Source organism: Paracoccus sp. R86501, from assembly GCF_042466435.1.
Classification (GTDB): Bacteria; Pseudomonadota; Alphaproteobacteria; order Rhodobacterales; family Rhodobacteraceae; genus Paracoccus.
In genome coordinates, this window is record NZ_JAXHPZ010000001.1 from 1,649,724 (window position 1) to 1,674,168 (window position 24,445).

25 protein-coding genes, 1 tRNA gene, 1 other RNA gene and 1 pseudogene are annotated in these 24,445 nt (G+C 64.2%); 12 read left to right on the top strand and 16 right to left on the bottom strand.

All coding sequences use genetic code 11. The annotated features are described in order from the left end of the window. Positions 1-4: 4 nt before the first annotated feature. Together SJY40_RS08005 and SJY40_RS08010 are read right to left on the bottom strand one after the other, a co-directional pair. The gene (locus SJY40_RS08005) at positions 5-1,477 is read right to left on the bottom strand and encodes a DUF6212 domain-containing protein (protein ID WP_378944788.1); all 1,473 of its coding nucleotides are present in this window, start codon (positions 1,475-1,477) and stop codon (positions 5-7) included. A 318-nt stretch (positions 1,478-1,795) separates the two neighbouring features. Next, positions 1,796-2,695, bottom strand: a complete 900-nt coding sequence (locus tag SJY40_RS08010) for a helix-turn-helix domain-containing protein (protein ID WP_378944791.1) — start codon at positions 2,693-2,695, stop codon at positions 1,796-1,798. A gap of 274 nt (positions 2,696-2,969) precedes the next feature. Between SJY40_RS08010 and eat the strand changes: the two genes are divergently transcribed. Genes eat through eutC form a run of 3 tightly spaced genes read left to right on the top strand, consistent with a single transcriptional unit; the run spans position 2,970 to position 6,572 of the window. Next, entirely contained in the window at positions 2,970-4,349 is a 1,380-nt protein-coding gene (gene eat, locus SJY40_RS08015; RefSeq protein ID WP_378944794.1) for an ethanolamine permease, read from the top strand. A gap of 58 nt (positions 4,350-4,407) precedes the next feature. Next, on the top strand, positions 4,408-5,793 hold the full coding sequence (locus SJY40_RS08020; RefSeq protein ID WP_378944796.1) for an ethanolamine ammonia-lyase subunit EutB: 1,386 nt from the start codon (positions 4,408-4,410) through the stop codon (positions 5,791-5,793). Then, positions 5,790-6,572, top strand: coding sequence for an ethanolamine ammonia-lyase subunit EutC (eutC, locus tag SJY40_RS08025; protein ID WP_378944799.1), 783 nt, complete (start codon positions 5,790-5,792; stop codon positions 6,570-6,572). Before SJY40_RS08020 ends, eutC begins: the two co-directional genes overlap by 4 nt. 170 nt (positions 6,573-6,742) lie before the next feature. Here eutC and SJY40_RS08030 read toward each other — a convergent pair. Beyond that, positions 6,743-6,817 (bottom strand) — tRNA-Glu (locus tag SJY40_RS08030). Between the two features lie 302 nt (positions 6,818-7,119). On the opposite strand from SJY40_RS08030, the gene gatC reads away from it, so the two are divergent. The 5 genes from gatC to rnpB all read left to right on the top strand — a co-directional run bounded on the left by gatC (position 7,120) and on the right by rnpB (position 10,309). Continuing rightward, positions 7,120-7,407: an Asp-tRNA(Asn)/Glu-tRNA(Gln) amidotransferase subunit GatC gene (gatC, locus tag SJY40_RS08035; protein WP_108501302.1), complete on the top strand. Its 288-nt coding sequence runs from the start codon at positions 7,120-7,122 to the stop codon at positions 7,405-7,407. Continuing rightward, complete coding sequence (gene gatA / locus SJY40_RS08040) at positions 7,404-8,888, top strand: Asp-tRNA(Asn)/Glu-tRNA(Gln) amidotransferase subunit GatA (protein ID WP_378944802.1); 1,485 nt, start codon at positions 7,404-7,406, stop codon at positions 8,886-8,888. The genes gatC and gatA overlap by 4 nt, the downstream gene beginning before the upstream one ends. A gap of 32 nt (positions 8,889-8,920) precedes the next feature. After that, complete coding sequence (locus tag SJY40_RS08045) at positions 8,921-9,250, top strand: hypothetical protein (protein ID WP_378944805.1); 330 nt, start codon at positions 8,921-8,923, stop codon at positions 9,248-9,250. A gap of 4 nt (positions 9,251-9,254) precedes the next feature. After that, positions 9,255-9,890, top strand: coding sequence for an N-acetylmuramoyl-L-alanine amidase (locus tag SJY40_RS08050; protein ID WP_378944808.1), 636 nt, complete (start codon positions 9,255-9,257; stop codon positions 9,888-9,890). A gap of 44 nt (positions 9,891-9,934) precedes the next feature. Beyond that, positions 9,935-10,309, top strand: an RNA gene (gene rnpB / locus SJY40_RS08055) — RNase P RNA component class A. Positions 10,310-10,311: 2 nt separating this feature from the next. Here the strand turns inward: rnpB and SJY40_RS08060 are convergent. The 5 genes and pseudogenes from SJY40_RS08060 to nth all read right to left on the bottom strand — a co-directional run bounded on the left by SJY40_RS08060 (position 10,312) and on the right by nth (position 15,110). Beyond that, positions 10,312-10,755, bottom strand: coding sequence for a hypothetical protein (locus SJY40_RS08060; protein WP_378944811.1), 444 nt, complete (start codon positions 10,753-10,755; stop codon positions 10,312-10,314). Between the two features lie 91 nt (positions 10,756-10,846). After that, on the bottom strand, positions 10,847-12,031 hold the full coding sequence (gene mltG, locus SJY40_RS08065) for an endolytic transglycosylase MltG (RefSeq protein ID WP_378944814.1): 1,185 nt from the start codon (positions 12,029-12,031) through the stop codon (positions 10,847-10,849). After that, entirely contained in the window at positions 12,028-13,290 is a 1,263-nt protein-coding gene (gene fabF / locus SJY40_RS08070) for a beta-ketoacyl-ACP synthase II (protein WP_378944817.1), read from the bottom strand. The genes mltG and fabF overlap by 4 nt, the downstream gene beginning before the upstream one ends. A 154-nt stretch (positions 13,291-13,444) precedes the next feature. After that, positions 13,445-14,451: pseudogene (locus tag SJY40_RS08075) on the bottom strand (adenosine kinase). Then, positions 14,448-15,110 (bottom strand): endonuclease III, encoded by a 663-nt coding sequence (gene nth, locus SJY40_RS08080; RefSeq protein WP_378944820.1) that lies wholly within the window; start codon positions 15,108-15,110, stop codon positions 14,448-14,450. Before nth ends, SJY40_RS08075 begins: the two are co-directional and overlap by 4 nt. 237 nt (positions 15,111-15,347) lie before the next feature. Here nth and SJY40_RS08085 point away from each other — a divergent pair, with 237 nt between their 5' ends. Further along, entirely contained in the window at positions 15,348-16,016 is a 669-nt protein-coding gene (locus SJY40_RS08085; protein ID WP_378944822.1) for an OmpA family protein, read from the top strand. Between the two features lie 131 nt (positions 16,017-16,147). On the opposite strand, the gene SJY40_RS08090 is transcribed toward SJY40_RS08085, so the two are convergent. From SJY40_RS08090 to SJY40_RS08110, 5 genes are all read right to left on the bottom strand, one after another. Further along, on the bottom strand, positions 16,148-16,711 hold the full coding sequence (locus SJY40_RS08090) for a F0F1 ATP synthase subunit B (RefSeq protein WP_378944825.1): 564 nt from the start codon (positions 16,709-16,711) through the stop codon (positions 16,148-16,150). Beyond that, positions 16,708-17,340 (bottom strand): F0F1 ATP synthase subunit B', encoded by a 633-nt coding sequence (locus SJY40_RS08095; protein WP_378944828.1) that lies wholly within the window; start codon positions 17,338-17,340, stop codon positions 16,708-16,710. Before SJY40_RS08095 ends, SJY40_RS08090 begins: the two co-directional genes overlap by 4 nt. Before the next feature lie 73 nt (positions 17,341-17,413). After that, positions 17,414-17,650 carry a F0F1 ATP synthase subunit C gene (locus SJY40_RS08100; protein WP_042244507.1) on the bottom strand — a complete coding sequence of 79 codons (237 nt, stop codon included), beginning with the start codon at positions 17,648-17,650 and terminating at the stop codon, positions 17,414-17,416. A gap of 87 nt (positions 17,651-17,737) precedes the next feature. Further along, positions 17,738-18,487: a F0F1 ATP synthase subunit A gene (locus SJY40_RS08105; RefSeq protein WP_245894629.1), complete on the bottom strand. Its 750-nt coding sequence runs from the start codon at positions 18,485-18,487 to the stop codon at positions 17,738-17,740. Between the two features lie 2 nt (positions 18,488-18,489). Beyond that, positions 18,490-18,837, bottom strand: coding sequence for an AtpZ/AtpI family protein (locus SJY40_RS08110; protein WP_378944833.1), 348 nt, complete (start codon positions 18,835-18,837; stop codon positions 18,490-18,492). Positions 18,838-19,050: 213 nt separating this feature from the next. On the opposite strand from SJY40_RS08110, the gene SJY40_RS08115 reads away from it, so the two are divergent. Genes SJY40_RS08115 through SJY40_RS08125 form a run of 3 tightly spaced genes read left to right on the top strand, consistent with a single transcriptional unit; the run spans position 19,051 to position 21,195 of the window. Continuing rightward, complete coding sequence (locus SJY40_RS08115; RefSeq protein ID WP_378944836.1) at positions 19,051-19,410, top strand: ArsR/SmtB family transcription factor; 360 nt, start codon at positions 19,051-19,053, stop codon at positions 19,408-19,410. Continuing rightward, positions 19,391-20,275, top strand: a complete 885-nt coding sequence (locus SJY40_RS08120) for a PfkB family carbohydrate kinase (protein ID WP_378944839.1) — start codon at positions 19,391-19,393, stop codon at positions 20,273-20,275. Before SJY40_RS08115 ends, SJY40_RS08120 begins: the two co-directional genes overlap by 20 nt. Positions 20,276-20,280: 5 nt before the next feature. Then, positions 20,281-21,195 (top strand): pseudouridine-5'-phosphate glycosidase, encoded by a 915-nt coding sequence (locus SJY40_RS08125; protein WP_378948320.1) that lies wholly within the window; start codon positions 20,281-20,283, stop codon positions 21,193-21,195. Here SJY40_RS08125 and SJY40_RS08130 read toward each other — a convergent pair. From SJY40_RS08130 to prfB, 3 genes are read right to left on the bottom strand one after another with little or no spacing between them, the layout of a single operon-like run. Continuing rightward, positions 21,192-22,256, bottom strand: a complete 1,065-nt coding sequence (locus SJY40_RS08130) for a patatin-like phospholipase family protein (protein ID WP_378944842.1) — start codon at positions 22,254-22,256, stop codon at positions 21,192-21,194. The genes SJY40_RS08125 and SJY40_RS08130 overlap by 4 nt on opposite strands. A 16-nt stretch (positions 22,257-22,272) precedes the next feature. Continuing rightward, positions 22,273-23,259 carry an aldo/keto reductase gene (locus SJY40_RS08135; RefSeq protein WP_378944844.1) on the bottom strand — a complete coding sequence of 329 codons (987 nt, stop codon included), beginning with the start codon at positions 23,257-23,259 and terminating at the stop codon, positions 22,273-22,275. A 47-nt stretch (positions 23,260-23,306) separates the two neighbouring features. Further along, the gene (gene prfB / locus SJY40_RS08140; RefSeq protein ID WP_378944847.1) at positions 23,307-24,434 is read right to left on the bottom strand and encodes a peptide chain release factor 2; all 1,128 of its coding nucleotides are present in this window, start codon (positions 24,432-24,434) and stop codon (positions 23,307-23,309) included. Between the last annotated feature and the right edge of the window lie 11 nt (positions 24,435-24,445).

The following is a 24,445-nucleotide window of genomic DNA, read 5'->3' on the forward strand; positions in this document are numbered from 1 at the left end:
CCCCTTAGAACTGCAGTGTCAGATTGGCAAATGTCGACCAACCATATGCGTTGTTATGAACACCTTCGGGCAGACGGGTCAGCAGGTAGACATCACAGGGCACGTCCAACGGATCGGGAAGGACCAGATGTACCTGACCATCCTCCAAGGGCGTCATGCGCACCCATTCGGACATCAGTCGGGATTCGAAATTAGGCAGATCACCCGACTGGTGGGGCCGATCCGCAGGCGGCGCCAAGGCGATGCGGTATTCGATATTGTCCGCGCCGCCGTGGTACGTCTTGATATCGGCATAGATGTGCCGGGCCCCGGGCAAGGCTACCCCGGACAGGATGCCGCCTGCGGTCCGGTCCTCCAGCACGTGGACCAGCAATGCGGAACTGTCGGGTTGCAGTTCCATGGTCCGGGTCAGGTTGTTCAGATCACGCGCCATCGTCAGGGTCTCACCCAGCACGCGACGCAGACGGTTGCGACCCCCGATGGGCAGGATAGCGGTCGCAGCCAAAGGCGCACTGGCCCCTGCGATCCACCGCCAGACCTGCAAGGCCGGTACGTTTGCGCTTCGCCGGTCGTCCAGCAATGGCTGGAATCGTTCCTCGGGATGCTGGAAAGAGGCAGCCATACGGACCGAACCAGTCCCCTGATAGGCCACGCGCAGCAAAACCGTCACCGCATCCGACCCCAACGCCCGCTCCATCGAGAGCCGCAGCCAACCCTGTGAAAGGGATTGGGCCGGAACCTCCCAGATTGCAAGGGTCTGACCACTGTCCGGGCTTGAAAGGCTGACGTGCAGTACCCCATCGGCGGGCGCGGTTTCATTGGCAATATAAAGCGAGACATCACTGAGGCCGATGCTGGTTGCGGGCAATCGCTGAACCAACTGCATACCGCCGTTCAAAACGATCGGAGGCTGGGCGGCAACAGGCGACAGCGTGATGTCCAGAATCCGCTTTTGCGACACATTGCGATAAAGGAAAGCCTCCAGATCGCGAAATCCGGCTTGGGTCTCTTCATGCTGACGACGAAGGATACCCAGTTCGCGCATGAACCGCGCCGAACGCACCGCCGAGGCTCCGCGTTCAGCGGTTATATGGGCGACCAGCCACTCGAGAATCGAAACTCGCAGTTTGGCGGCATCCGCCATGGCCGTAGTCAAAACCTCGGGTGCCGGGGCGCCCGTTGCTTTCTGCCACACATCGCTTAGTTTCTGAAGTTCATCGGCACCTTCAGCGGATAGCGCCAGGCATCCGGTTGTCCGGATAGCTACGGTTTCAAAGCTGAGCCTGTTGCCATCTTCATCTTTGAAATCAAGTTCATCACCAGAGCCGCAACTGGCAATAAGTGTGATCGGCAGATTCAAGGCCTGCACCTCTGCCAACTCGGAAGATGAAACCACAAGGCTTGCGACTGCGGCACTGCCTGCCAGACCGGGCGACTGGGTTTCCTGACTTTGAGTGGGCGCGAGTTGGAGGGTCATAACTATACCATCAATTGTGCAATTCTCGCCAATCAGATGCGATATTTAGGCACAAGAGGCAATGCCTTCCCCCGTCCAGCCGACATTATCCAGCCATCTGTGCAAACTTGGGCACCCCTGCAACATCCGTGCAAATCGCTTCCGCATAGTAGACATGAACCCTTCGGCCCGGCACCAGACAGCGACCTGACCTAGGCCGACAAAGGGCATTGGCAGCCTGTGTTGGACAGGATCGCAATATCATGGGCCAGCAAGATTCTTTCGGGTTAGGACCAATCCTGAACCGTAGTTTTCAACAGCTGGCATTCAGTTCCGGGCCTAACCCGCGCGTCGCAGCGTGGCCGAGGGCAGTTCTCCGAACAGTTTGCGGTAATCCTGGGAAAAGCGGCCGAAGTGCCAAAAGCCTGCCTTGGTCGCGGCCTCGGTGACCGTGTCGCCGTCCAGAATGCTGGCGCGGGCCGTGTTCAGTCGCAGGGCGCGCATATAGTCCGACGGCCCCAGCCCGACCTGCTTTTGCAGCGCATATTGTAAGGTGCGACGGCTGACGCCCAGCGCCTCGCAGGCATCACGGATGGTGGGCGGCTGATCGCGGTCGGGCTCGGTCGCGATGCGCTGCAGATCGTCAACCAGATCGGCGGTGCGCGGAATCCGGGCGGCTGGCGCGGGGGTGGCCAGCGCCTCGGCCAGCAGGGGCATGATGTCGTTGACCTCGGCCATGCCCGCCATCAGGTCGCGCATCACCTGCCCCAACCTGACAAACAGCGCAGGCGGCAGGTCCAGCAGATGGGCGCGTTGCAGACGGGCGGCGACCGCCTGAACCTCGGGTACGTCCAGATGCGCGTAAAGGGCCGCGCGGGGAATGACGATTCCCATGATGTCCAGATCCGAGGGTGTATGGAACTGAAAACCCTCTTGCCCGGAGAAAACATGCAGCTGATGCCCGCCGCAGGCCGATCCGCAGAACCGCGCCGGGCCCTTGATGGCCACCGGGATCCCCACGGCCAGCACGTCGGCCCCCACGATACCGCCCTGCAGCAGGCTGCGGCTGGTCACTTCGCGGAACAGATAGGCGTCGGGCAGATGCGCCTCGGACAGCATGCCGGAAAAGGCACCGCGCGACAGCTGGGCATAGCGCTGGTTCCAGCCAGCCAGCAGGGTGGATTGTTCCTCGACGGTGGTGGTGTGCCGCAGACGCGCGGGACGCTGTTCCACATGCATTGACTGATCCTGCCATGATCCGTTTGCGCCACCTGCCGCCCATCGCCCCCGTGGCGCAAGCACGGGACACGGCAGGCACTGCGCCAAAAGCCGCCCCTGCCCATGAAAGCGGCATCTGCAATCACCATGCCCGCATCCACAGCGCCTGCAAAGCCCTGCAAACGTCGGCTTTGCCGAAATCGGATAGCGGCCCGCCCGCGATTCGCGCCAGCCATGGGGGGACACCACAGAACATGACGCCAAAGGCGCAATCCTGACAGGAAGGGAAACGGCAATGACGCAAACACAAGGCGGGGGTCAGCCGCAGCTGGCAAAGACCCTCTCGACCGTGCAGCTTTGGGGGATCGCCGTCGGGCTGGTCATCTCGGGCGAGTATTTCGGCTGGAGCTATGGCTGGGGATCGGCCGGCACGCTGGGCTTCATCATCACCGCGCTCTTCGTGGCGATGATGTACACCACCTTCATCTTCAGCTTCACCGAGCTGACCAGCGCCATCCCCCATGCGGGCGGCCCCTTCGCCTATGCCCGCGCGGGCCTGGGTGAGACCGGCGCCTATTTTGCCGGCATGGCGACGCTGATCGAATTCGTCTTTGCGCCCCCGGCCATCGCGCTGGCCATCGGCGCCTATCTGAACATCCAGTTCCCCGGCCTCGACCCCAAGGTCGCCGCGGTGGGTGCCTATGTAGTTTTCATGGCGCTGAACATCGTCGGCGTCGCCTTTGCCGCCACCTTCGAGCTGGTCGTCACGCTGATCGCCATCTTCGAACTGCTGGTCTTTATGGGCGTCGTAGCACCGGGCTTCCGCATGTCGAACCTGACGGCGGGCGGCTGGTCCGGGCAGGACGCCTTCACCTGGGGTGCCATCCCTGGCATGTTCGCGGCCATCCCCTTTGCCATCTGGTTCTTCCTTGCGATCGAGGGCGTGGCCATGGCCGCCGAAGAGGCCAAGGACCCCAAGCGATCCATCCCGCGCGCCTATATCGCGGGCATTCTGACGCTGGTCGCGCTGGCGATGGGCGTGATGGTCTTCGCCGCAGGTGCGGGTGACTGGACGCAGCTGGCCAACATCAACGACCCGCTGCCGCAGGCGATGCGCTATATCGTCGGCGACAGCAGCGGATGGCTGCACATGCTGGTCTGGCTGGGGCTGTTCGGGCTGGTGGCATCGTTCCACGGCATTATCCTGGGCTATTCGCGCCAGATCTTCGCGCTGGCCCGCGCCGGATACCTGCCGCCCGCGCTGGCGGCCATCCATCCGCGCTTCAAGACGCCCCACAGGGCCATTCTGGCGGGCGGCGTTGTCGGCATCATCGCCATCTTCAGCGACAGCTTCATCACCATCGGCGGCCAGCCCCTGACGGCGAATATCGTGACCATGGCGGTCTTCGGCGCAATCGTGATGTATATCCTCAGCATGGCCAGCCTGTTCCGGCTGCGCCGCACGCAGCCTGACATGCCGCGCAGCTATGTCACGCCCTTCTATCCGGTCTTTCCGGCCTTCGCGATGGGCGCTGCCATCATCTGCCTGATTGCCATGACCTATTACAACTTCACGGTTGCGGTCATCTTCGTGGCGATCATGCTGCTGGGATACGTCTACTTCCGCATGACGCGCAGCCAGCGCAATGCCGCCGCCATGCCGCAGGTCGGCTGAGGCCACGGGTCGGGGCGGTGATCGCCCCGACCCTTCCGCAAGACCAAGGGGGGGCATGATGCCAAGCTATTCACACACCATCGGTGGCCAGACATGGCGGTTCGACACGCTGGCCCAGTTGATGGCCAAGGCCACGCCCGAACGCTCGGGCGACAGGCTGGCGGGCATCGCCGCCATCGATGCCGAGGAACGCGCCGCGGCCCAGCTGGCGCTGGCCGACCTGCCCTTGGCGGCCTTTCTGCACGATGCCGTCGTCCCTTATGAGGATGACGAGATCACCCGCCTGATCATCGACACCCATGATACCCGCGCCTTCGCCCCCGTGGCCCATCTGACCGTAGGCGGGTTTCGCGACTGGCTGTTGTCGGATGCCACCGACGGCGCGGCGCTGGCGGCGCTGACCCCCGGCCTGACGCCGGAAATGGTCGCTGCCACCAGCAAGATCTGCCGAAATCAGGACCTGATCCTGATCGCGCGCAAGGTCCGCGTGACGACGCGTTTCCGCAATACGCTTGGCCTGCCGGGGCGGTTGTCAACGCGGCTGCAACCCAATCACCCCACGGATGATCCGGCGGGGATCGCGGCATCCATTCTTGACGGGCTGATGTTCGGCAATGGCGATGCGGTCATCGGCATCAACCCGGCCTCGGACTCCCTGCCCGCTGCCACCCGCCTGCTGCATATGCTGGACGAGGTGATCGCAAGGTACGACATCCCCACGCAATCCTGCGTGTTGACCCATGTGACCAATTCGATCGAGCTGATCCGCCGCGACGTGCCCGTGGATATCGTGTTCCAATCCGTCGCAGGTACGCAAGCCGCCAACAGCAGCTTCGGCATCGACCTGGCCCTGCTGGCCGAGGGACGCGCCGCCGCCCTGTCCCAAGGGCGCGGCACGCTTGGCGACAACGTGATGTATCTGGAGACCGGCCAAGGGTCCGCGCTGTCGGCCAATGCCCATCACGGCGTCGATCAACAGACGCTGGAGGCCCGTGCCTATGCCGTCGCCCGCACCTGCAAGCCCTTGCTGGTCAACAGCGTCGTGGGCTTCATCGGGCCTGAATACCTGTACGATGGTCGCCAGATCATCCGCGCGGGCCTCGAGGATCATTTCTGCGGCAAGCTGCTGGGCCTACCGATGGGCTGCGACATCTGCTATACCAACCACGCCGAGGCCGATCAGGACGACATGGACAACCTGCTGACCCTGCTGGGCGTTGCGGGCATCACCTTCATCATGGGCATTCCAGGGTCCGACGACGTGATGCTGAACTATCAGACGACCTCGTTCCACGACGCGCTTTATGCCCGCAAGGTATTGGGCCTGCGCCCTGCCCCCGAATTCGAGGCATGGCTGCAGCAGACCGGCATCTTCGACGACCAAGGCCGCATGGCAGACCAGTTGCCGCAGGTCTTCCGCCAAGCGATCACGGGTGCCGCATGACCAAGACCGACGTTTCCGCCACGCCCTGGACGGCCCTGCGCGGCCTGACGCCCGCCCGCATCGCCCTTGGCCGCGCGGGCGGCAGCCTGCCCACCGCGCCGCACCTGGAATTCCAACTGGCCCATGCCCGCGCCCGCAAGGCCGTGCATCTGGGGCTGGACGTCCCTGCCCTGCAAGCCGATCTGGCGGGACTGGATCTGCCGATGCAGACCGTCGCCAGTGCCGCCGCCGACCGTGCAACCTATCTGCAGCGCCCCGATCTGGGGCGGCAACTGGACGAAGCATCGCGCGATACCCTCACGGGTCCCGATGGCGACTGCGATCTGGCCATCGTCATCGCGGACGGGTTGTCGGCCTTGGCGATCCAATCCAACGCGTCGCCATTTCTGGCGCTGGTCGTGCCGATGCTGACGCGGATGGGCCTGACCTTGGGCCCGCTGACCATCGCCACACAGGCCCGCGTGGCCATCGGTGACGCAATCGGCGCGGCCCTTGGGGCGCGGATGGCGCTGGTGCTGATCGGCGAACGCCCGGGCCTCAGTTCGCCCGACAGCATGGGCCTCTATCTGACCCACACCCCCCGGCCGGGCCGAACGGACGAAGCCCGCAACTGCATCTCGAACGTCAGGGCGGCGGGGCTGTCCTATCCCGAGGCCGCGCAGAAGCTGATCTTCCTGATCACCCAGGCTCGCAAACTGGGGCTGACCGGCATTCATCTGAAAGATGAAGCCGAACCGCTGGCCACCACCGCCCCACGTCGAAATTTCCTGATCGAATAGATTGAAATGCCGCCGCGCTTTACGGCGCGGCGTCCAGTTCAAGATCGGGCGAAAAATGGCTGTTGGCCAATCGATTGTCGGAAAATTGCTTCGTTGCCGTCGCAGCAAATGCAAAAAGCGCGTGACCCATCTGGATCCGCGTGGCATCATCATAACGATATCAGATAAAGTGGCAGCCCGTAGGGGAATCGAACCCCTCTTTCCAGGTTGAAAACCTGGCGTCCTAACCGATAGACGAACGGGCCACTCTGTGTCGCTGCCAGTAGTGCTTGGCTGCGTTGAAGCGGTGTTTAGGCAAAGCGTTCGGGGCGTGCAAGCACAAAAAACACCTTTCGACGAAAAAACTTCGAAAAACCGAAAAATCCCAATAAACCCTGCGATAATAAGGCGTAACGGTGCAGCTGCTTCCGGGCGTGCCGGCCTACGTCGTGATTCCTGACCAGAATCATGCGCCCCCACCGCGGACGAATGCGCTCCTTATCCCCATGCGGCAGCTTGCGGCCTTTCGCGCGGGGTTGTAGACCCGCGCCCAACGAAAGGAGACGTCATGTCGATCACCGAGGACGAGGCCCGCAAGGTCGCCCATCTGGCGCGCATCGCGGTCGATGACGCCCAACTGCCGGCGCTGGCGCGCGAGCTGAGCGGCATCCTGCACTTCATGGAACAGCTGAACGAGGTCGATGTCGAAGGCATCGAACCGATGACCGGCGTCACGCCCATGCGCCTGAAGCGGCGCGAGGATGTCGTGACCACGGGCGGCATGCCCGAACGCATCCTGTCCAATGCGCCCGACGCGCGCGAAGGCTTCTTTGCCGTCCCGAAGGTGGTGGAATGACCGATCTGAACAAACTCACCATCGCCGATGCCCGCGACGCGCTGGCCAAGGGCGATGTCACCTCGGTCGAGCTGACTGACGCCTGCCTGACCGCCATCGAAGGATCGGGCGCGCTGAATGCATTCGTGCATCGGACCCCCGATATGGCGCGCGACATGGCACGCGCCGCCGATGCTCGCCTGAAGGCAGGCGATGGCGTGGCGCTGACCGGCATCCCCTTGGGCATCAAGGACGTCTTCTGCGTGAAAGGCGTCCCCGGTCAGGCCGCCAGCAACATCCTGAAAGGGTTCATCCCCGAATATGAATCCACCGTGACGCAGAACCTGTGGAACGCGGGCGCGGTGATGCTGGGCAAGCTGAACCAGGACGAATTCGCAATGGGTTCGACCAACGAATCCAGCAGCTATGGCCCTGCCGTGAACCCCTGGCGTCTGGCCGACGGCACGCAGTTGACGCCGGGCGGTTCGTCTGGCGGATCGGCGGCGGCTGTTGCGGCGGATCTGTGCCTTGGCGCGACCGGCACCGACACGGGCGGGTCCATCCGCCAACCTGCGGCATTCACCGGCACGGTGGGTCTGAAGCCCACCTATGGCCGCGTCAGCCGTTGGGGCGTGATCGCCTATGCCTCCAGCCTTGATCAGGCGGGGCCAATGACGAAATCGGTCCGCGACGCCGCGATCATGCTGGGTGCGATGGCATCGACAGATCCGCAGGATTCGACCAGCGCTGACATTCCAGTGCCGGATTTCGAAGCCGCCCTGACCGGAGACATCCGTGGCAAGCGCATCGGCATTCCTCGCGAATACCGGATGGAGGGCATGCCGCCCGAAATCGACGCCTTGTGGAAACAGGGCGCCGAGATGCTGCGCGATGCCGGTGCCGAAATTGTCAACATCAGCCTGCCGCATACGAAATACGCCCTGCCCGCCTATTACGTCATCGCCCCCGCCGAGGCATCGTCCAATCTGGCGCGCTATGACGGGGTGCGCTACGGCCACCGTGCAAAGCTAGGTGCGGGCGACGGGATCGACGATCTCTATGCCAAGACCCGCGCCGAGGGTTTCGGCCCCGAGGTTCAGCGCCGCATCATGATCGGCACCTATGTGCTGTCGGCGGGCTTCTATGACGCCTATTACAACCGCGCCCGCAAGGTCCGCGCGTTGATCAAGCGCGACTTCGACAACGTCTTTGCCGATGGCATCGACGCGATCCTGGCACCCGCCACGCCGTCCTCGGCCTTCCCGCTTGGGTCGGTCGACAAGGGTGATCCGGTGCAGATGTATCTGAACGACGTCTTCACGGTGACGCTGAACCTTGCCGGTCTTCCCGGCATCTCGGTTCCGGTCGGGCGCGACAGCAAGGGCCTGCCCCTTGGTCTGCAGATGTTCGGTCGTCCGTTTGGCGAGGCAGAATTGCTGAACCAGGCGCTGGTGCTGGAACAGGCCGCAGGATTTGTGGCCAAGCCGGATCGCTGGTGGTAACGTCCGTCTGTAACCTGGTATTCGGAGGCGTGATGCGCGGCTGGTTGATCTTATCTGTGCTGGCCGTCGCCGGCTGTGGTGAACACCGGGGCTGGAACCCGAACTATCAGTTCGGGGACAACGCCTATGGCAAATATCGCACCGCACGCGAGGCGGCACTGGTTGCGGGCAGCGCGCCCGAGATGACCATTCCGGTCGCGCGCCCCTTCTACAGCCCGACGCCCGCCAAGATCGCAGGTCAGGATCCGGTGCCGGTGCCGGTCACCATGGGTCTGCCCGCCACGAAGCCCGCCGTGAAGCCCGCTCTGCGGCGCGACCCCGACGCGCCGATCCCGATCGTGTCGCCGGACATGATGCCCTGATCCGATGGACGGTCCCAGCCCGAACCACGGCGACCGTCGCGGCCAGAGGCCTAGGCTGATCGTCCTGCATTACACCGGCATGGCGGATGCGGCCTCGGCCCGCGCCCGCCTGTCCGATCCGGTGGCCGAGGTCAGCGCCCATTGGCTGATTTACGAAGATGGGTTCGCCGACATGCTGGTCGCCGAAGACCGACGCGCGTGGCATGCCGGTGACGGCAGCTGGCAGGGTCAGGCCGATGTGAATTCCCGCAGCATCGGCATCGAGATCGCCAACCCCGGCGACCGCCCCTTTGCCGCCCGCCAGATGGACACGCTGGAAAACCTGCTGGGCCGCATCATGAGCCGCTGGCAGATCGGTCCCGAAGGCGTCATCGCCCATTCCGATATGTCGCCGGGTCGCAAGGTCGATCCCGGCCCGCGTTTCGATTGGGAACGTTTGGCGCGTCAGGGACTGGCAATATGGCCGACGGGCCGCCGCGGCCCCGACCTGACCCTTCATGACTGCCTGACCCGCATCGGTTATCCCGATGTCGAACCGGCCAAACGGCTGGCCGCTTTCCGCCTGCGGTTCCGGCCCTGGGCACAGGGTCCAGAAAGCGACGAAGACCGTCGCGTCGCGTCCAGCCTGCTGCCGGTTTAATCCACCATTGACGCCGTAATATATCCCCGCCATACCGACCGCGCGCGGAGGGCTGGATGACCGCGGCAGGGCAACCTGTCGAGGAAAGTCCGGACTCCATGAGGTAATGGTGCCGGGTAACGCCCGGCGGGGGCAACCCCAGGGATAGCGCCACAGAGAACAGACCGCCCATGTCCGCATGGGTAAGGGTGAAACGGTGAGGTAAGAGCTCACCGGGGGGCTGGTAACAGCGCCCGCATGGCAAGCCCCACCAGGAGCAATGCCGAATAGGGATCGCGCGCGGCGCAAGCCGCAGGGCCACCTTGCCCCAGCAGATCCGGGTAGGCAGCTAGATCCGTCCGGTAACGGACGGACCAGAGGAATGGTCATCCAGCCGCGCAAGCGGTGGACAAAATCCGGCTTACAGGCCCTCCGCGCGTCTTCAGGTCTTTTTCTTCTTGTCGGTTTCGGCGCGTGCTTCGGTGGCCTTGGCGATGGCGTTCGTGGCTTCGTCCTGCATCTTCTGTGCGAAACCGACCATCTGGGCCGCATAGGCTTCGGACCAGGCCGCGAAATCGCCGCCCTTCATCTTGCTGGCCGAGGTGCGCATTTCCTCGCCGCGGGCCTTCATGGCGGCGAACTGCTCTTCCCACGACTTCTGCATGGTTTCCCACTGCGTCCGCGCCTGATCGCCCGCCTGATCGAAGTATTCCTTCATCTGGCGCTGCATCTGTTCCTGACGCTCGGCCGCCAAGTCCTGCCATTTCTTGATGCCCGCCATCATGTCGTCGTTGCGGGCGGTCATTTCCGATTGCCAGTTGGCCGAGCGTTCCTCGAACTTGCGGGCGTTTTCGGCCAGGCTGGAAAACATGTCGGACAGTTTCATGCGTGTTCCTCCATCAGCGATGGGCCAATGAAAACGGCCCCCGGTCGCAAGCCTGCGTCCGGGGGCCGTTTTTGTCAAATGCCGATGCCGCTTACTGGTCGGTCTGCACCGGGCTATCGGTCGGCAGGCCGCGCGACCGTTCGATCTCGCGCCAGCGGGCGACGGCGGCATTATGTTCGTCCAGCGTGCGCGAGAACTGGTGCCCGCCCGATCCGTCCGCAACGAAATAGATGTAATCCGTCTCGTCGGGGTTCAGCGCCGCGTTGATCGCCGCGCGACCGGGGTTGGCGATGGGCGTCGGCGGCAGCCCGTCGATGCGATAGGTGTTATAGGGCGTGTCGGCGTTCAGTTCCGACCGGCGCAACCCGCGGTCCAGAATGCCCTGCCCGTTCGTCACGCCATAGATCACCGTCGGGTCGGTCTGCAGCCGCATGCTTTGACGCAGGCGGTTCACAAAGACGCTGGCCACCTGCGGACGTTCGCCCGCAACCCCAGTCTCCTTTTCCACGATCGACGCCATGATCAGGGCCTCTTCTGGGCTGTCATAGGGCAGACCGAAGGGACGCGCCTCCCATTCGGCGGCCAGAATATCGGCCTGACGCTTGGCCATATCGGCCAGAATGGCGTTCCGGTCGGCACCCTTCTTCAACAGATAGGTGTCGGGGGCCAGGCTGCCTTCGGCCGGGATGTCGCCCACGTCACCGGTCAGGAAGCTGGCTGCGTTCAGCGCCTGCACGACCTGCCAGCTGGTGACGCCTTCGGCCATGACCAGCGACAGACGCACGTCAGCCTGTTCTTCGGCGTCGGCGATGACCTGCGGACGTTCCTCGGCGCCGGGAACATAGCGGGCCATTTCCTCATAGGCGCCCGTTTCGGCGTTCATGTCGCGCATCAGCACGGTATTTTCACGCACGCCAACGCGGACCAGCACCTCGGTCCCGCAGGTGGAGGGACCACCCGCCGTGACGGTGCCGACGATGTCTTCCATGCTGGCGTTCGGCTGCATCAGAAAGCTGCCGAACTTCAGGTCGCGCGACTTGCCAAGGTAATCCGCACCGGCCCGGAAGATATAGGCGTTCGAGATCGCGCCCTGTTCAGCCAAGCGGTTGCTGACCGCGTTCAGACTGGCACCCGGCGCGATCTGCACGCACTGCGCAACATCGCTTGGTCCGGGACCGCTGAACTCCGACTTGCCCCAGGCGATCAACCCCGCCAGGGCCACCAGCAGAACGATCGCCAGCGTCAGGAAATTCGAGGCGATGTTGCGCCAGATCATTCCGGCGCCTTCCCCAGCACCAGGCTGGCGTTGGTGCCGCCAAAGCCGAAGCTGTTGGACAGCACGACTTCCAGCTTGCGACGCACGGCGGCATTGGCGGCCAGGTCCAGCTTGGGCGTCACGGCGGGATTGTCGAGGTTAATAGTCGGCGGGCAGATCTGGTCACGCAGGGCCAGCACGCAGAAGATCGCCTCGACCGCGCCGGCGGCCCCCAGCAGGTGGCCGATGCTGGATTTGGTCGAGGACATCACCGCGTTCGAGGCATGGTCGCCCAACAGACGCTCGACCGCGCCCAGTTCGATGGTGTCGGCCATGGTGCTGGTGCCATGCGCGTTGATGTAATCGATCTGCGACGGCTCGACCTTGGCCGAACGCAGCGCCGCCTGCATGGCACGGAAACCGCCGTCGCCATCTTCCGACGGGGCGGTGATGTGATAGGCGTCGCCCGACATGCCGTAACCCAGCACTTCGGCATAGATCTTGGCGCCACGCGCCTTGGCGTGTTCGTATTCCTCAAGAACGACGACGCCCGCGCCTTCGCCCATGACGAAACCGTCGCGGTCGGCATCATAGGGGCGGCTGGCGTTCTGGGGATCATCCTCATGCTTGGTCAACAATGCCTTGCAGGCGTTGAAGCCTGCGATGCCGATCTCGCTGATCGGGCTTTCGGCGCCACCGGCCAGCATCACGTCGGCATCGCCCAGCATGATCATCCGGGCCGCATCGCCAATGGCATGCGCGCCCGTCGAACAAGCCGTCACCGGCGCGTGGTTCGGACCCTTGAAGCCATAGCGGATCGACACCTGACCCGAGATCAGGTTGATCAGCGCGCCGGGGATGAAGAAGGGCGACACACGCTTGGGACCGCGTTCCTTGATCAGCACCGCCGTTTCGGCGATCGAGCTGAGACCGCCGATGCCCGACCCGATCATCACGCCGGTGCGCAGACGGTCTTCCTCGTCGTCGGGCATCCAACCTGCATCGGTCACGGCCTGATGGGCCGCCGCTACGCCATACAGGATGAAATCATCGACCTTGCGACGGTCCTTGGGGGCCATCCAGTCGTCGGGGTTGAAGGTGCCGTCCCTGCCGTCACCCAAGGGGATCTCGCAGGCGTATTTCGTCACCACGTCCTTGGCGTCAAAGCGCGTGATCGGTCCCGCGCCCGATTTTCCGGCCAGAATCCGCTCCCAGGTCGCTTCCACGCCCGAGGCCAGCGGCGTGACCATTCCCAATCCGGTGACAACAACCCTGCGCATCGGCATTTCCTTCAGCTTTTCGCAAATTTCCAACCTGATACACGCGCCGCGCCAGCCGCGCAACGGCACGAAGCCGAGATCGGCCGATGCGGCTGCGTGCAACGGTCACGGGGGGTGCGGGGGGCCGGCCCCCCGCCCGTCGCGGGACGCAATCTCAGATCAGCCCTTCGGCCCTGAACCGGGCGGTGATGTCGGCCTCGGGGCGCGCGCCGACATGGGCGATGATTTCCGCAGCTGCAATGCAGCCCATGCGACCCGCGACGGCCAGCGGCCGCCCCGTTGCCAGACCATAGATCAGACCGGCAGCGAATTGGTCGCCCGCCCCCGTCGCATCCACCGGCACCACCTTGTGGACCGGGGCGGTCACACGCTCTCCGTTGCGGATCAGGATCGCATCCTCGCCCGAACAGGTGCAGATCACCGTCCCGCAATCGGCAGCGGCAAGGCGCAGCGCCTCCTCCAGATCCTCGACCTGATAGAGCGAGGTCCATTCGTGGATGTTGCCGATCACGTAATCCATCGGGCCTGCGACCAGCTTGCGGAAATCCTCGCGGTGGCGGTCGACACAGAAGGGATCGGACAGCGCGATGCCCGCCTGCCCGCCCGCATCATGGCAAGCCTTCGCGGCCTTCAGGAAGGCGTCCTTGCCCTTCGGTTTGTCAAACAGATAGCCCTCAAGGAACAGCCAGCCTGCGCCCTGAAAGACCGAAGGGTTCACATCCTCGGGGGCCAGTTCGGCGGAAATGCCCAGATAGGTATTCATCGAGCGCTCGCCATCCGGCGTTACCATGATCATGCTGCGCGACGTCGGCAGCTGATCCCCCCCACCGGCGGGTTGACGAAGACCGTGCCCGCCGCCTCGGTCTGCTCGGCATAGGACAGCCCAATCGCGTCATCGGCCACCCGCCCGATGAAGGCGGTCTTGAGGCCCAGCTTGCCGATCCCCGCCAGCGTGTTCGCGACCGAACCGCCCGGGATCAGCCGTGCCCGCGCGCCGCTGCCCAGTTGACCCTCGGCCGCCATCAACTCGTTCGAGCGGTCCAGATCGACCAGCTGCATGATGCCCTTCTGGATGCCAAGCGCCGCCAGGCGATCCTCGGCCACGGGGGCGATCACATCCATCACGGCATTGCCGATCCCGATCACATAGGGGGTGGTCATTGGGTCTTCTCCTCATAGGGGCACAGATCGGCGATCGGGCAGATCGCGCAGCGGGGCCGTCGGGCCTGACAGATATAGCGCCCATGCAGGATCAGCCAGTGATGCGCATGGACCTGGAAACGGGCGGGGACATGGTCCTCGATGGCGCGCTCGACCTCATCGACATCGCGGCCGGGGGCCAGCCGCGTGCGATTGCCGACGCGGAAGATATGCGTATCGACCGCCTGCGCAGGATGGCCGAAGGCACAGGACAGCACCACATTGGCGGTCTTGCGACCCACGCCCGGCAGGCTCATCAAGGCGGCGCGGCTGTCGGGGACCTGGCTGCCGAACTGATCGACCAGTATCCGCGACAGGGCGATGACGTTCTTGGCCTTCTGCCGGAACAGACCGATGGTCTTGATATGCTCGGTCACGCCTTCCAGCCCCAAGGCCAGCATCTTTTCCGGCGTATCGGCGACGGCGAACAATCCACGCGTCGCCTTGTTGACCCCCACGTCGGTCGCCTGCGCCGACAGCGCAACCGCCACCACCAAGGTGAAAGGGTTCACATATTCCAGCTCGGTCCGCGGTTCGGGATCGGCCTTTTGCAGCCGCGCGAATATCGCGACCTGATCGGCAAAGGGCAATGCGGCAGGGGGTTTCTTGGGATTGGCCATGGGACAAGCTTTTGACCGCCCCGCCCCGCCAATGCAAGCGCGCGCAGCCACCCACGCGCTGCTGTCCTGAATGTGACGAAATTTCAGGGCATTCAACGAAACAGTGACTTTCTTTCGCGCCGGAACTGCGACAGCGTGCCACGCGTTAGCTGCGTATCCCGGAATCGGGAACGCCATCAGAACACCCGCGCACCGGCGTCACCCGCATGGTCGCGCAGTCAGAGGAAAGGGAGCCCGATGAAACTCCGCACAACGTCCGTCCTTGCCGTCTCCAGCCTGCTGGTCCTTGGGGCCTGCGCCGATACCGGCATGATGGGCACCACCGGCGGTGACAACACCCGCACCAAGCAGGGTGCCTTGGCCGGTGCCGCCGTCGGCGCACTTTACGGCGCGACCCGCGACGACGACAGCAACAATCAGGGCCGTGACGCAGCGCGCGGTGCCATCCTTGGCGCGGCAGCAGGTGCGGTTGCCGGCAATATTCTGGACCGTCAGGCCGCAGCGTTGAAGTCGTCGATTTCGAACCCGAACGTACAGATCGTCAACCACGGCTCGTATCTGCAGGTCGTCCTGCCCGAGGGCATCCTGTTCGCCACTGACAGTGCCGCCGTGTCCGGTCCTGCGCAAAGCGATCTCTACGCCGTCGCGCGCAACCTGAACCAATATCCGAACAGCCGTGTCGAGGTTATCGGCCATACCGACAACACCGGTGCTGCAGCCTACAATCAGGACCTGTCGCAGCGCCGCGCGCAATCGGTCGCGGGCATTCTGGCCGCCGCCGGCGTGTCGCAAAGCCGCCTTGCCGCCACGGGCCGTGGTTTGACTCAGCCGGTCGCCTCGAACGACACCGTTTCGGGTCGTGCACAGAACCGCCGGGTCGAGATCATCATTCGTCCGACCCAATAATCGGGCGGTCGATAATCGTGTTGAAAGGCCGGGCGGCATCGCCCGGCCTTTTTCATTGGCCGCGATCGGATATGAAAAAGCCCCCGACGCGCAGGTGTCGGGGGCTTTCATCAATGATCGACAGTATTGGTTCAGTTCAGGCGGCGGGCCACGTCTTCGATGGCATCGTCGATCCCGGCCGAGCGCTGACCTGCGTTCACCTGACGGATCAGGATTTCCGAGGCTGCCGCGACGGCGGTCTGAACGGCGCGGTCACGAACGGCGCGAACCGCATCGTTTTCGGCGCTGGTGATCTGATCCTGCGCGCCCTGAAGGCGACGCTCGATCGAGGCGGCCAGATCTTCCTTGGCCTTGGCAGCCTGTGCCTCGGCCTCGCGCTTGGCGCTGGCGACAATCTGGTCAGCCTGCGTTTTCACTTCGCGCTGGCGACGCTCGTAGCTGGCATAGATTTCCTGCGCTTCTTCACGCAGGCGACGTGCCTCGTCCAGATCGTTGCGGATGCCGTCGGCACGCTTGTCCAGCAGGCCGCCCAGCAAAGCGGGGACCTTAAAATAGACCAGCACGCCGATGAACACGATAAACGCGATCAGGACGATGAAGTTCGTGTTGCCAAGCGAGAAGAACGGACCGGTCGCTGCGGCAGCAGGACCCGCCGTCACTGCAGCAGCAGCGGCGATTGCGAACAAACGGGTCATTGCACAGCCCCTTTCATGCGGTCGTCCACGGCAGCCGAGACAGCAGCATCATCGGCATTGCCACCAAAGCTGGCGACCAGCTGGGCCGTGACATCGCGGGCGACTTCACGCGCGCTGACATCGGCCGATGCGCGGATTTCGCGGATGCGGGTCTCGGATTCGGCGGTACGTGCCGAAATCTCGGCGTCGGCCTTGGCGATGGCGGCATCCAGCTCGGTCTGGATCTCGGCACGGTTCTGCGCGACGATGGCTTGGGCTTCGCTGCGTGCGTCGGCCAATGCCTTGTCGTAAGCTGCTTCAGCCTCTTGGGCTTTCTGCTTGAATTCTTCTGCGGCCATCAGATCGCCGGTCACGGCACCCTGACGATCCGACAGGACCGACGCGATGCGCGGCAAAGCGATCCGCGACAGCACCAGATAAAGGACCACCAAGGTGACGACCAACCAGAAGATCTGGTTGCCGAAGGTGGCGATATCCAGCTGCGGAAGGCCCGCGGCTTCGGTGGCATGGCCCGCTGCATCGACCCCGTGGGTCGCGGCATCGGCGCCGTGGGCTGCTTCGTCGTGAACGACGACGCCCTCAGTGGTTTCGACCGCGGTGTGGGCGGCCTCTTGCAACAGGCTGAACATATCCTACCCCATGGCCTTGAATATCACGAAGGGGTGGGGGTTGCCCCCACCCCGCCGCAAGGATGGCGATGGATCAGACCGCGAACATCAGCAGAAGCGCGACGAGGAACGAGAAGATCCCCAGTGCTTCGGCGAATGCCATGCCGATGAACAGCGTGGCGGTCTGGCCGGCAGCAGCCGACGGATTGCGCAGAGCGCCTGCCAGGAAGTTGCCGGCAACATTGCCCACACCTAGAGCAGCCATGCCCATGCCGAATGCGGTCAGGCCGACGCCGATGTACTGGCCCAGTTCTCCGATATTGCCTTCCATGGTATTTCTCCTTGCGGTTGGAAGTTTAGCTTTGACTTGTGGAAGCGGTCTCGGAATGACACCGCCCGGGGGCCGCAGCCCGTCACCTTAGTGCGACGGGTGCAGCGCATCCTTGAGGTACACGCAGGTCAGGATGGTAAAGACATAGGCCTGAACGAAGGCGACGAGCACCTCGAAGGCATACATCCCGACAACCGCGATGATTGCGACGGGGGCAACAGCGGCAATCGCTGCAAAACCCGCAAAAACTTTGATAACCGCGTGACCTGCGATCATGTTGCCTGCCAAACGAATGGACAGGGACAGCGGACGCACGAAGTAGCTGATGACTTCGATCACGGCCAGGATCGGACGCACGGCCAGCGGTGCCGAGCGGACCCAGAACAGATCCAGGAAATGCGTGCCGTTCTTGATGAAGCCGATCGCCGTCACGCCCAGGAAAACAGCCATCGCCAGCACGCCGGTGACGGCGATATGCGAGGTGACCGTGAAGGCCATCGGCAGCAGACCCAGCAGGTTGGCGAAGACCACGAACATGAACAGCGTCAGGACATAGGGGAAGTAACGCAGACCGTCCTTGCCCGAGATGTCTTCGATCATCTTGTAGACCAGACCATAGGCCATTTCGGCCATCGACTGCGCGCGGTTCGGCACGATGGCGCGGCCACGGGTGCCCAGCACCAGAAGCGCGATCGCGGCAAGCGCGGTCAGCGCCAGCCACAGCGTCACGTTCGTCGGGGTGTACCAGTGAACTTCGCCAGCACCGAACAGGGGCTTGACGATGAACTGGTCCATAGGGTGGAATTCAAGGCCGCCGCCAGTCGCTTCCGTCGCCACGATCAATCCCTCTCGTCACTGCCCGGCTGGTCGCCGGATTTCCTGTCAAGCTCGGCTGCGGTGCGCATCATGGATTTGACGCCGGCCGCAAGACCGAGAAAAATAAAGATGACCATCAAGAAGGGCTTGGTGCCCAACAGATAATCCAACCCGTAACCGACCGCGAAACCCAGCCCGAGGCCGGTCACGAATTCGATCACCATCCGCCAGGCAAGATTGGCCTGTTCGTATTTCCCCATCGGATTTGGACCCGACGGCTTGGGCGCTTTCGCAGCCAGCTTGGCTTCCAATGCGGCCAGACGTTCGGCATCCGCCGCCCTGTCCTTGTCGCCTTGGGGCCCGCTGGCCATGTTTCACGCCCTCGTGTTCGTTGGGCGTTGTCTAGGGGCAAGGGCCGCCCAAGTCAAGCACGCGCAACATTATTTCAAAACATTGTAATCATTGGATTAACTGCAGGACTGGAATCTTTCGCACGGGTTGCATTCCCGATCACGCCCCGACATTATTCAACCGCCCGGTTAAGCATCACCCGCCCCGCGCATTCCAGACAGACAGGCGATCCGATGACCAACCTGCCCCAGGCCAACCGGCTGGACCTGATCTTTGCCGCCCTGGCCGACCCGACGCGGCGCCGCGTCTTGTCGATGCTACTGGAGGACGACATGGCGGTCAGCGACGTGGCCGCGCCCTTCGATACCAGCCTCGCTTCGATCTCGAAGCACCTTGCAGTGCTTGCAGCCGCCGGTCTGATCCGGCAAGAGCGGCGCGGCAGGATCACATGGTGCAAGCTGGACCCCGACGGGATGCGCGGCGCCTCGGTCTGGATGCAGGGTTTCGGGCAGTTCGACCCGATCGACCTGGATGATTTCGAACGGTTCCTAGAAACCGAGCTGAGGGATAACGATGACCGACAAGCACCCTGATATCCTGTGCATCGGCGCGATGCTGTGGGATGTGATCGGACGCGCGCCGCGCCGCATGGCCCAAGGCGCCGATGTGCCCGGTCGCATCAGCCACATCCCCGGCGGTGTCGCGCTGAATGTCGCCGTCGCGCTGGCGCGTTGGGGTCTGACCCCCGCCGTGCTGTCCGCCGTTGGCCGCGATCCGGAAGGCGAGGCACTGACGGCGCAGGCCGCGCGTCTTGGCGTGCGCACCGACTGGCTGACCCGCGACAGCGGCTTGCCGACCGACTGCTATATGGGCATCGAGGACAGCGAAGGCCTGATCGCCGCCATCGCCGACGCCCACAGTCTGGAAGCCGCTGGCGACACCATCCTTTCGCCCTTGGCCGACGCGCTGGCCAATTGGACCGGCCCCGTCGTTCTGGACGGCAATCTGACCGAGGATCTGCTGGCCACCATGTCGCGCGACCCGCGTCTGGCCGGTGCCGATCTGCGCGTCGTGCCCGCCAGCCCTGGCAAGGCCGAACGGCTGGAACCTCTGATCGCCGCCCGCCGCGGCTGCTTCTATCTGAATAGGCTCGAGGCCGAGATCCTGGCCGGACGCGCCTGCCCCGACGCCGCCACCGCCGCGCAGGCCGTGGTGGCCCGTGGCGCCGCCCGCGTGCTGGTCACCGACGGCCCCCACAGCGCGGCGGACGCGATGGCGAACGGTCCCACGCTGGTCGTGACCCCGCCGCGCGTCACCGTGGCCCGCGTGACCGGCGCCGGCGATTGTTTCCTTGCCGCCCATCTGGCGGCCGAATTGAAGAACCAGCCGCGCGATGCGGCTTTGCGTCAGGCGGTCCAGGCCGCCGCCGCACATGTCTCTGGAAAGGACGTTCCGTGACCACCATGACCGATGCCCCCATGACCTTCGCCCCCGAAGTGGCCGAGGCGCTGAAAGCCGGACGCCCTGTCGTGGCGCTGGAATTGACCATCATCACCCATGGGATGCCTTGGCCGCAGAACCTGGAGATGGCACAGAAGGTCGAGGATACCATCCGCGAAGGCGGTGCCACCCCCGCCACCATCGCGGTCATGAACGGCCAGATCCACATTGGCCTGACGACCGAGGCGCTGACCGCGCTTGCGCAGACGCCCTCGGATCAGGCCATGAAGCTGAGCCGCGCCGATCTGGCCGTCTGTCTGGCCAATGGCCGCACGGGTGCCACGACCGTTGCCGCGACGATGATCTGCGCCGAACTGGCGGGCATCAAGGTCTTCGCCACCGGCGGCATCGGCGGCGTGCATCGCGGGGCGGAACTCAGCTTCGATATCTCGGCTGACTTGCAGGAACTGGGCCAGACGGCCGTGACCGTTGTTGCGGCCGGTGCCAAGGCCATTCTTGACCTGCCGAAAACATGGGAAGTGCTGGAAACGCTTGGCGTTCCGGTCATCGCCTATGGTCAGGACGAATTGCCGGCCTTCTGGTCGCGCGCTTCGGGCATCAAGGCACCGCTGCGGATGGACAGCGCCACTGACATCGCGGCTGCGGCTGCGATGCGCGCGCGCTTGGGCGTCAAAGGTGGCCAGCTGGTCTGCAACCCGATCCCGGTCGAACATGAAATCACCCGCGACGTGATCATGCCCGCCATCGAACAGGCCCTGTCGGAAGCCGAGGCGCAGAAGATCGCCGCCAAGCAGGTCACGCCGTTCCTGCTGCAGCGCATCTTCGAGCTGACCGAGGGACGCTCGCTGGCCTCGAACATCGAACTGGTCCTGAACAACGCGCGTCTGGCCGCGGCCATCGCACGGGCCATGGTCTAATCAAAGGAAACGGCGGGGAACAATTGCGACAGATCGAAACTGTCGCTGACGTTCAGCTTGTCGGCATGATCGGTCAGGAACCGATCCGCCGCCACCTGCCCCGCCGTCTTCATCGTGGCCAGCATCCCCGGTCCGGGCATCAACTTGGTCCGGGCCGTCAGATCATTCATCAGCGCGTCGTCATCGATCAGATGCACCAGCACGTTCTTCATGCCGGAGGATTCGACGCGCCCCTCGGCAAACAGCCGCTTGACGAAATTCACCGCCCGCAGCTGCCCCATCAGGGATGAATTGAAGCTGATCTCGTTCACGCGGTCGGCGATTTCGACCGGAGTGCGGGGCAGCACGTCGCGCATCAGCGGGTTCAGCGCGACGATCAGCAGATCGCGTGGGTAACGCGCACCATACATCGGAAACAGCGCCGGGTTGGCCGCATAGCCACCGTCCCAATAGGCCTCGATCTGGCCGGTCTCGGGGTCGGGGATCTCGACTGCCTGAAACAGGGTCGGCAGGCAGGCGGAGGCCATCACTGCATCGGGCGTCGCATGCTGCCCCGTGAAGACCCGCACACGTCCGGTCCGGACATTGGTTGCGGCAATGAACAAGGCCGGACCGTTCGGGCAGGCAAAATCCGGATAGGGCAATTCGCGCAGCAGCGGCCCAAGCGGGTTGTTGTACAGCGGGCCATAGTCGTAGGGGCTGAAAATCCGCGTCAGATTGTCCAGCCATGCGGCGGGCGACACCATCTGCGTCCAGCGCTGCACCCCGCGTGGCATGGGCATCAGCGACTGCATCCAGCGGATGACGCGATTATCGCTCATTTCGCCGACCTGCGTCCAGAGGGCGTCCAGGTTGCGCCGCGCCGCCTCGCGGCCCGCGCGACCGGAATGCGCGCCCAGACCCGCCTTCAGCGCCGCCCCGTTCAGCGCCCCCGCCGAGGCCCCGCTGACCGCCGCGATATCCAGCCAATGTTCGTCCAGCAGGCGGTCCAGAACGCCCCAGGTAAAGGCGCCATGCGCCCCGCCGCCCTGCAGTGCCAGATTGATGCTCTTGTCATCCATGACGGTAATCCGATCCTCAGCAATACCCCTCGGGGCCGACGGACATCGCGCCGCCGTATCGTGGCCCATGCGCCCATCCCGCGGGAAGCACCGTTTCGATCTGCTCCATCTGTCCGGCGGTCAGGGTCAGATCGGCCCCGCGCGCCAGCTGACGCCAATGGGCGATGTCGCGCGACCCCGGCAGCGCGATGATGTGCGGGGCGCGGGCCAGCACCCATGCGATGGCCAGACTGGCAGGGCTTTCGCCCATGTCGCGGGCCAGATCGGCGAAGGACCGCAGGCGGGTCAGGTTATGCGCCCAGTTGTCGGGCTGAAAGCGCGGCATGGTGGCGCGCAGATCGCCCGGCGCGAAATTTGCGGGATCAGGCGGCGTATCGGCAAAGACGCCGCGCCCGACGGGTGAAAAGGCGACCATCGCTGCGCCGTGGCGGGCGCAAGCATCGGTCAGGCCAAGTTCCGGCTGACGCGTCCACAGCGAATATTCCGACTGCACCGCCGCCACCGGCCCCACCGCAGCCGCACGTTCCAGCGTCGAGGGCGCAATTTCCGACAGACCGATCGCGCCGATCTTGCCCTGATCGCGCAGGCGCAGCAGGGTCTGCATCGTCTCCTCGATCGGGTGGTCGGCCTGACGGCGATGCACGTAATACAGATCGACCCGCTCGACCTGCATGCGCTTCAGGGATGCCTCCAGCGTGCGGGTCAGATAGTGGTCGGTGTTGTCGAAAGGATGATCCGGCTGGCGGGTGATGCCGCCCTTGGTGGCCAAGGTCACGCGGTCGCCATGGGTCTTCAGGAAACGCGCCAGCAGTTCCTCGGCCCCGCCGGACCCATAGACATCGGAGGTGTCGATGTGGTCAATCCCCATATCCACGCATTCCGCCATGCAGCGCAGGCTGGTGTCGGGATCGGCGGGACCATAGGTGCCAAGGAAATTCATCGTGCCAAGCGCGACCGCGCCCACCATCGGGCCGCCCTGCCCCAATTGCCGCTTTTGGATCATGCACGCCCCCGAAATGAAAAGGGCACCCGAAAGGGTGCCCTGTTGGATCAGTCGTCGCCCTGCGCCTCGGCGCGGGATTTGCCGGCCACATCAAGGGCCAGCGTGGCGGCCATGAAGCGGTCCAGATCGCCGTCCAGCGTGCCTTGGGTGTCGCTGGTCTCCTCACCCGTGCGCAGGTCTTTGACCATTTGATAGGGGTGTAGGACATAGGACCGGATCTGGTTTCCCCACCCCGCATCGCCCTTGGCGGCGTGCTGGGCGTTGATCTCGGCATTCCGCTTGTCCAGCTCCATCTGGTAAAGACGCGCCTTCAGCGCCGCCATGGCGTTGGCGCGGTTCTGGTGCTGGGACTTTTCGGAACTGGTCACGACGATGTTCGTGGGAAGGTGGGTGATCCGCACCGCCGAGTCGGTGGTGTTGACGTGCTGACCGCCCGCGCCCGAAGACCGATAGGTGTCGATGCGGATGTCGCGGTCGGGGATATCGATCTCGATGTTTTCGTCGACGACCGGATAGACCCAGATGCTGCTGAAGCTGGTATGACGACGCGCGGCGCTGTCATAGGGGCTGATGCGGACCAACCGGTGCACGCCCGATTCCGATTTCAGCCAGCCATAGGCATTATGGCCGGTGATCTTATAGGCGGCGCTGCGGATGCCGGCCTCATCGCCGCCGGTTTCGGACAGCAATTCGACCTCATAGCCCTTCTTTTCGGCCCAACGCACATACATGCGCGCCAGCATGGACGCCCAGTCACAGCTTTCGGTGCCGCCCGCACCTGCGTTGACTTCAAGGAAGGTGTCGTTGGCGTCGGCCTCGCCGTTCAGCAGGGCCTCCAGTTCCTTTTGGGCGGCCAGAGTGGCCAGCGCCTTCAGGTTCGCTTCGGATTCGGCGACCAGATCGGCGTCGCCTTCCATTTCGGCCAGTTCGACCATTTCGGCATTGGCAGACAGATCGCCCTCGATCCGGCGATAGGTGTCGATGGCATCGGACAGCGACTGACGGTCGCGCATCAGCTTTTGCGCGCGGGCCGGGTCGGACCACAGATCGCCATCCTCGATCATGGCGTTCATCTCTTCCAGTCGATGGGGCGCGGTCTGCCAGTCAAGGCGCTGGCCCAGCAGGGTCAGCGAACGACGGATGGCCTCGATGGTGGACTGCGTTTCGGCGCGCATATGCGGGCTCC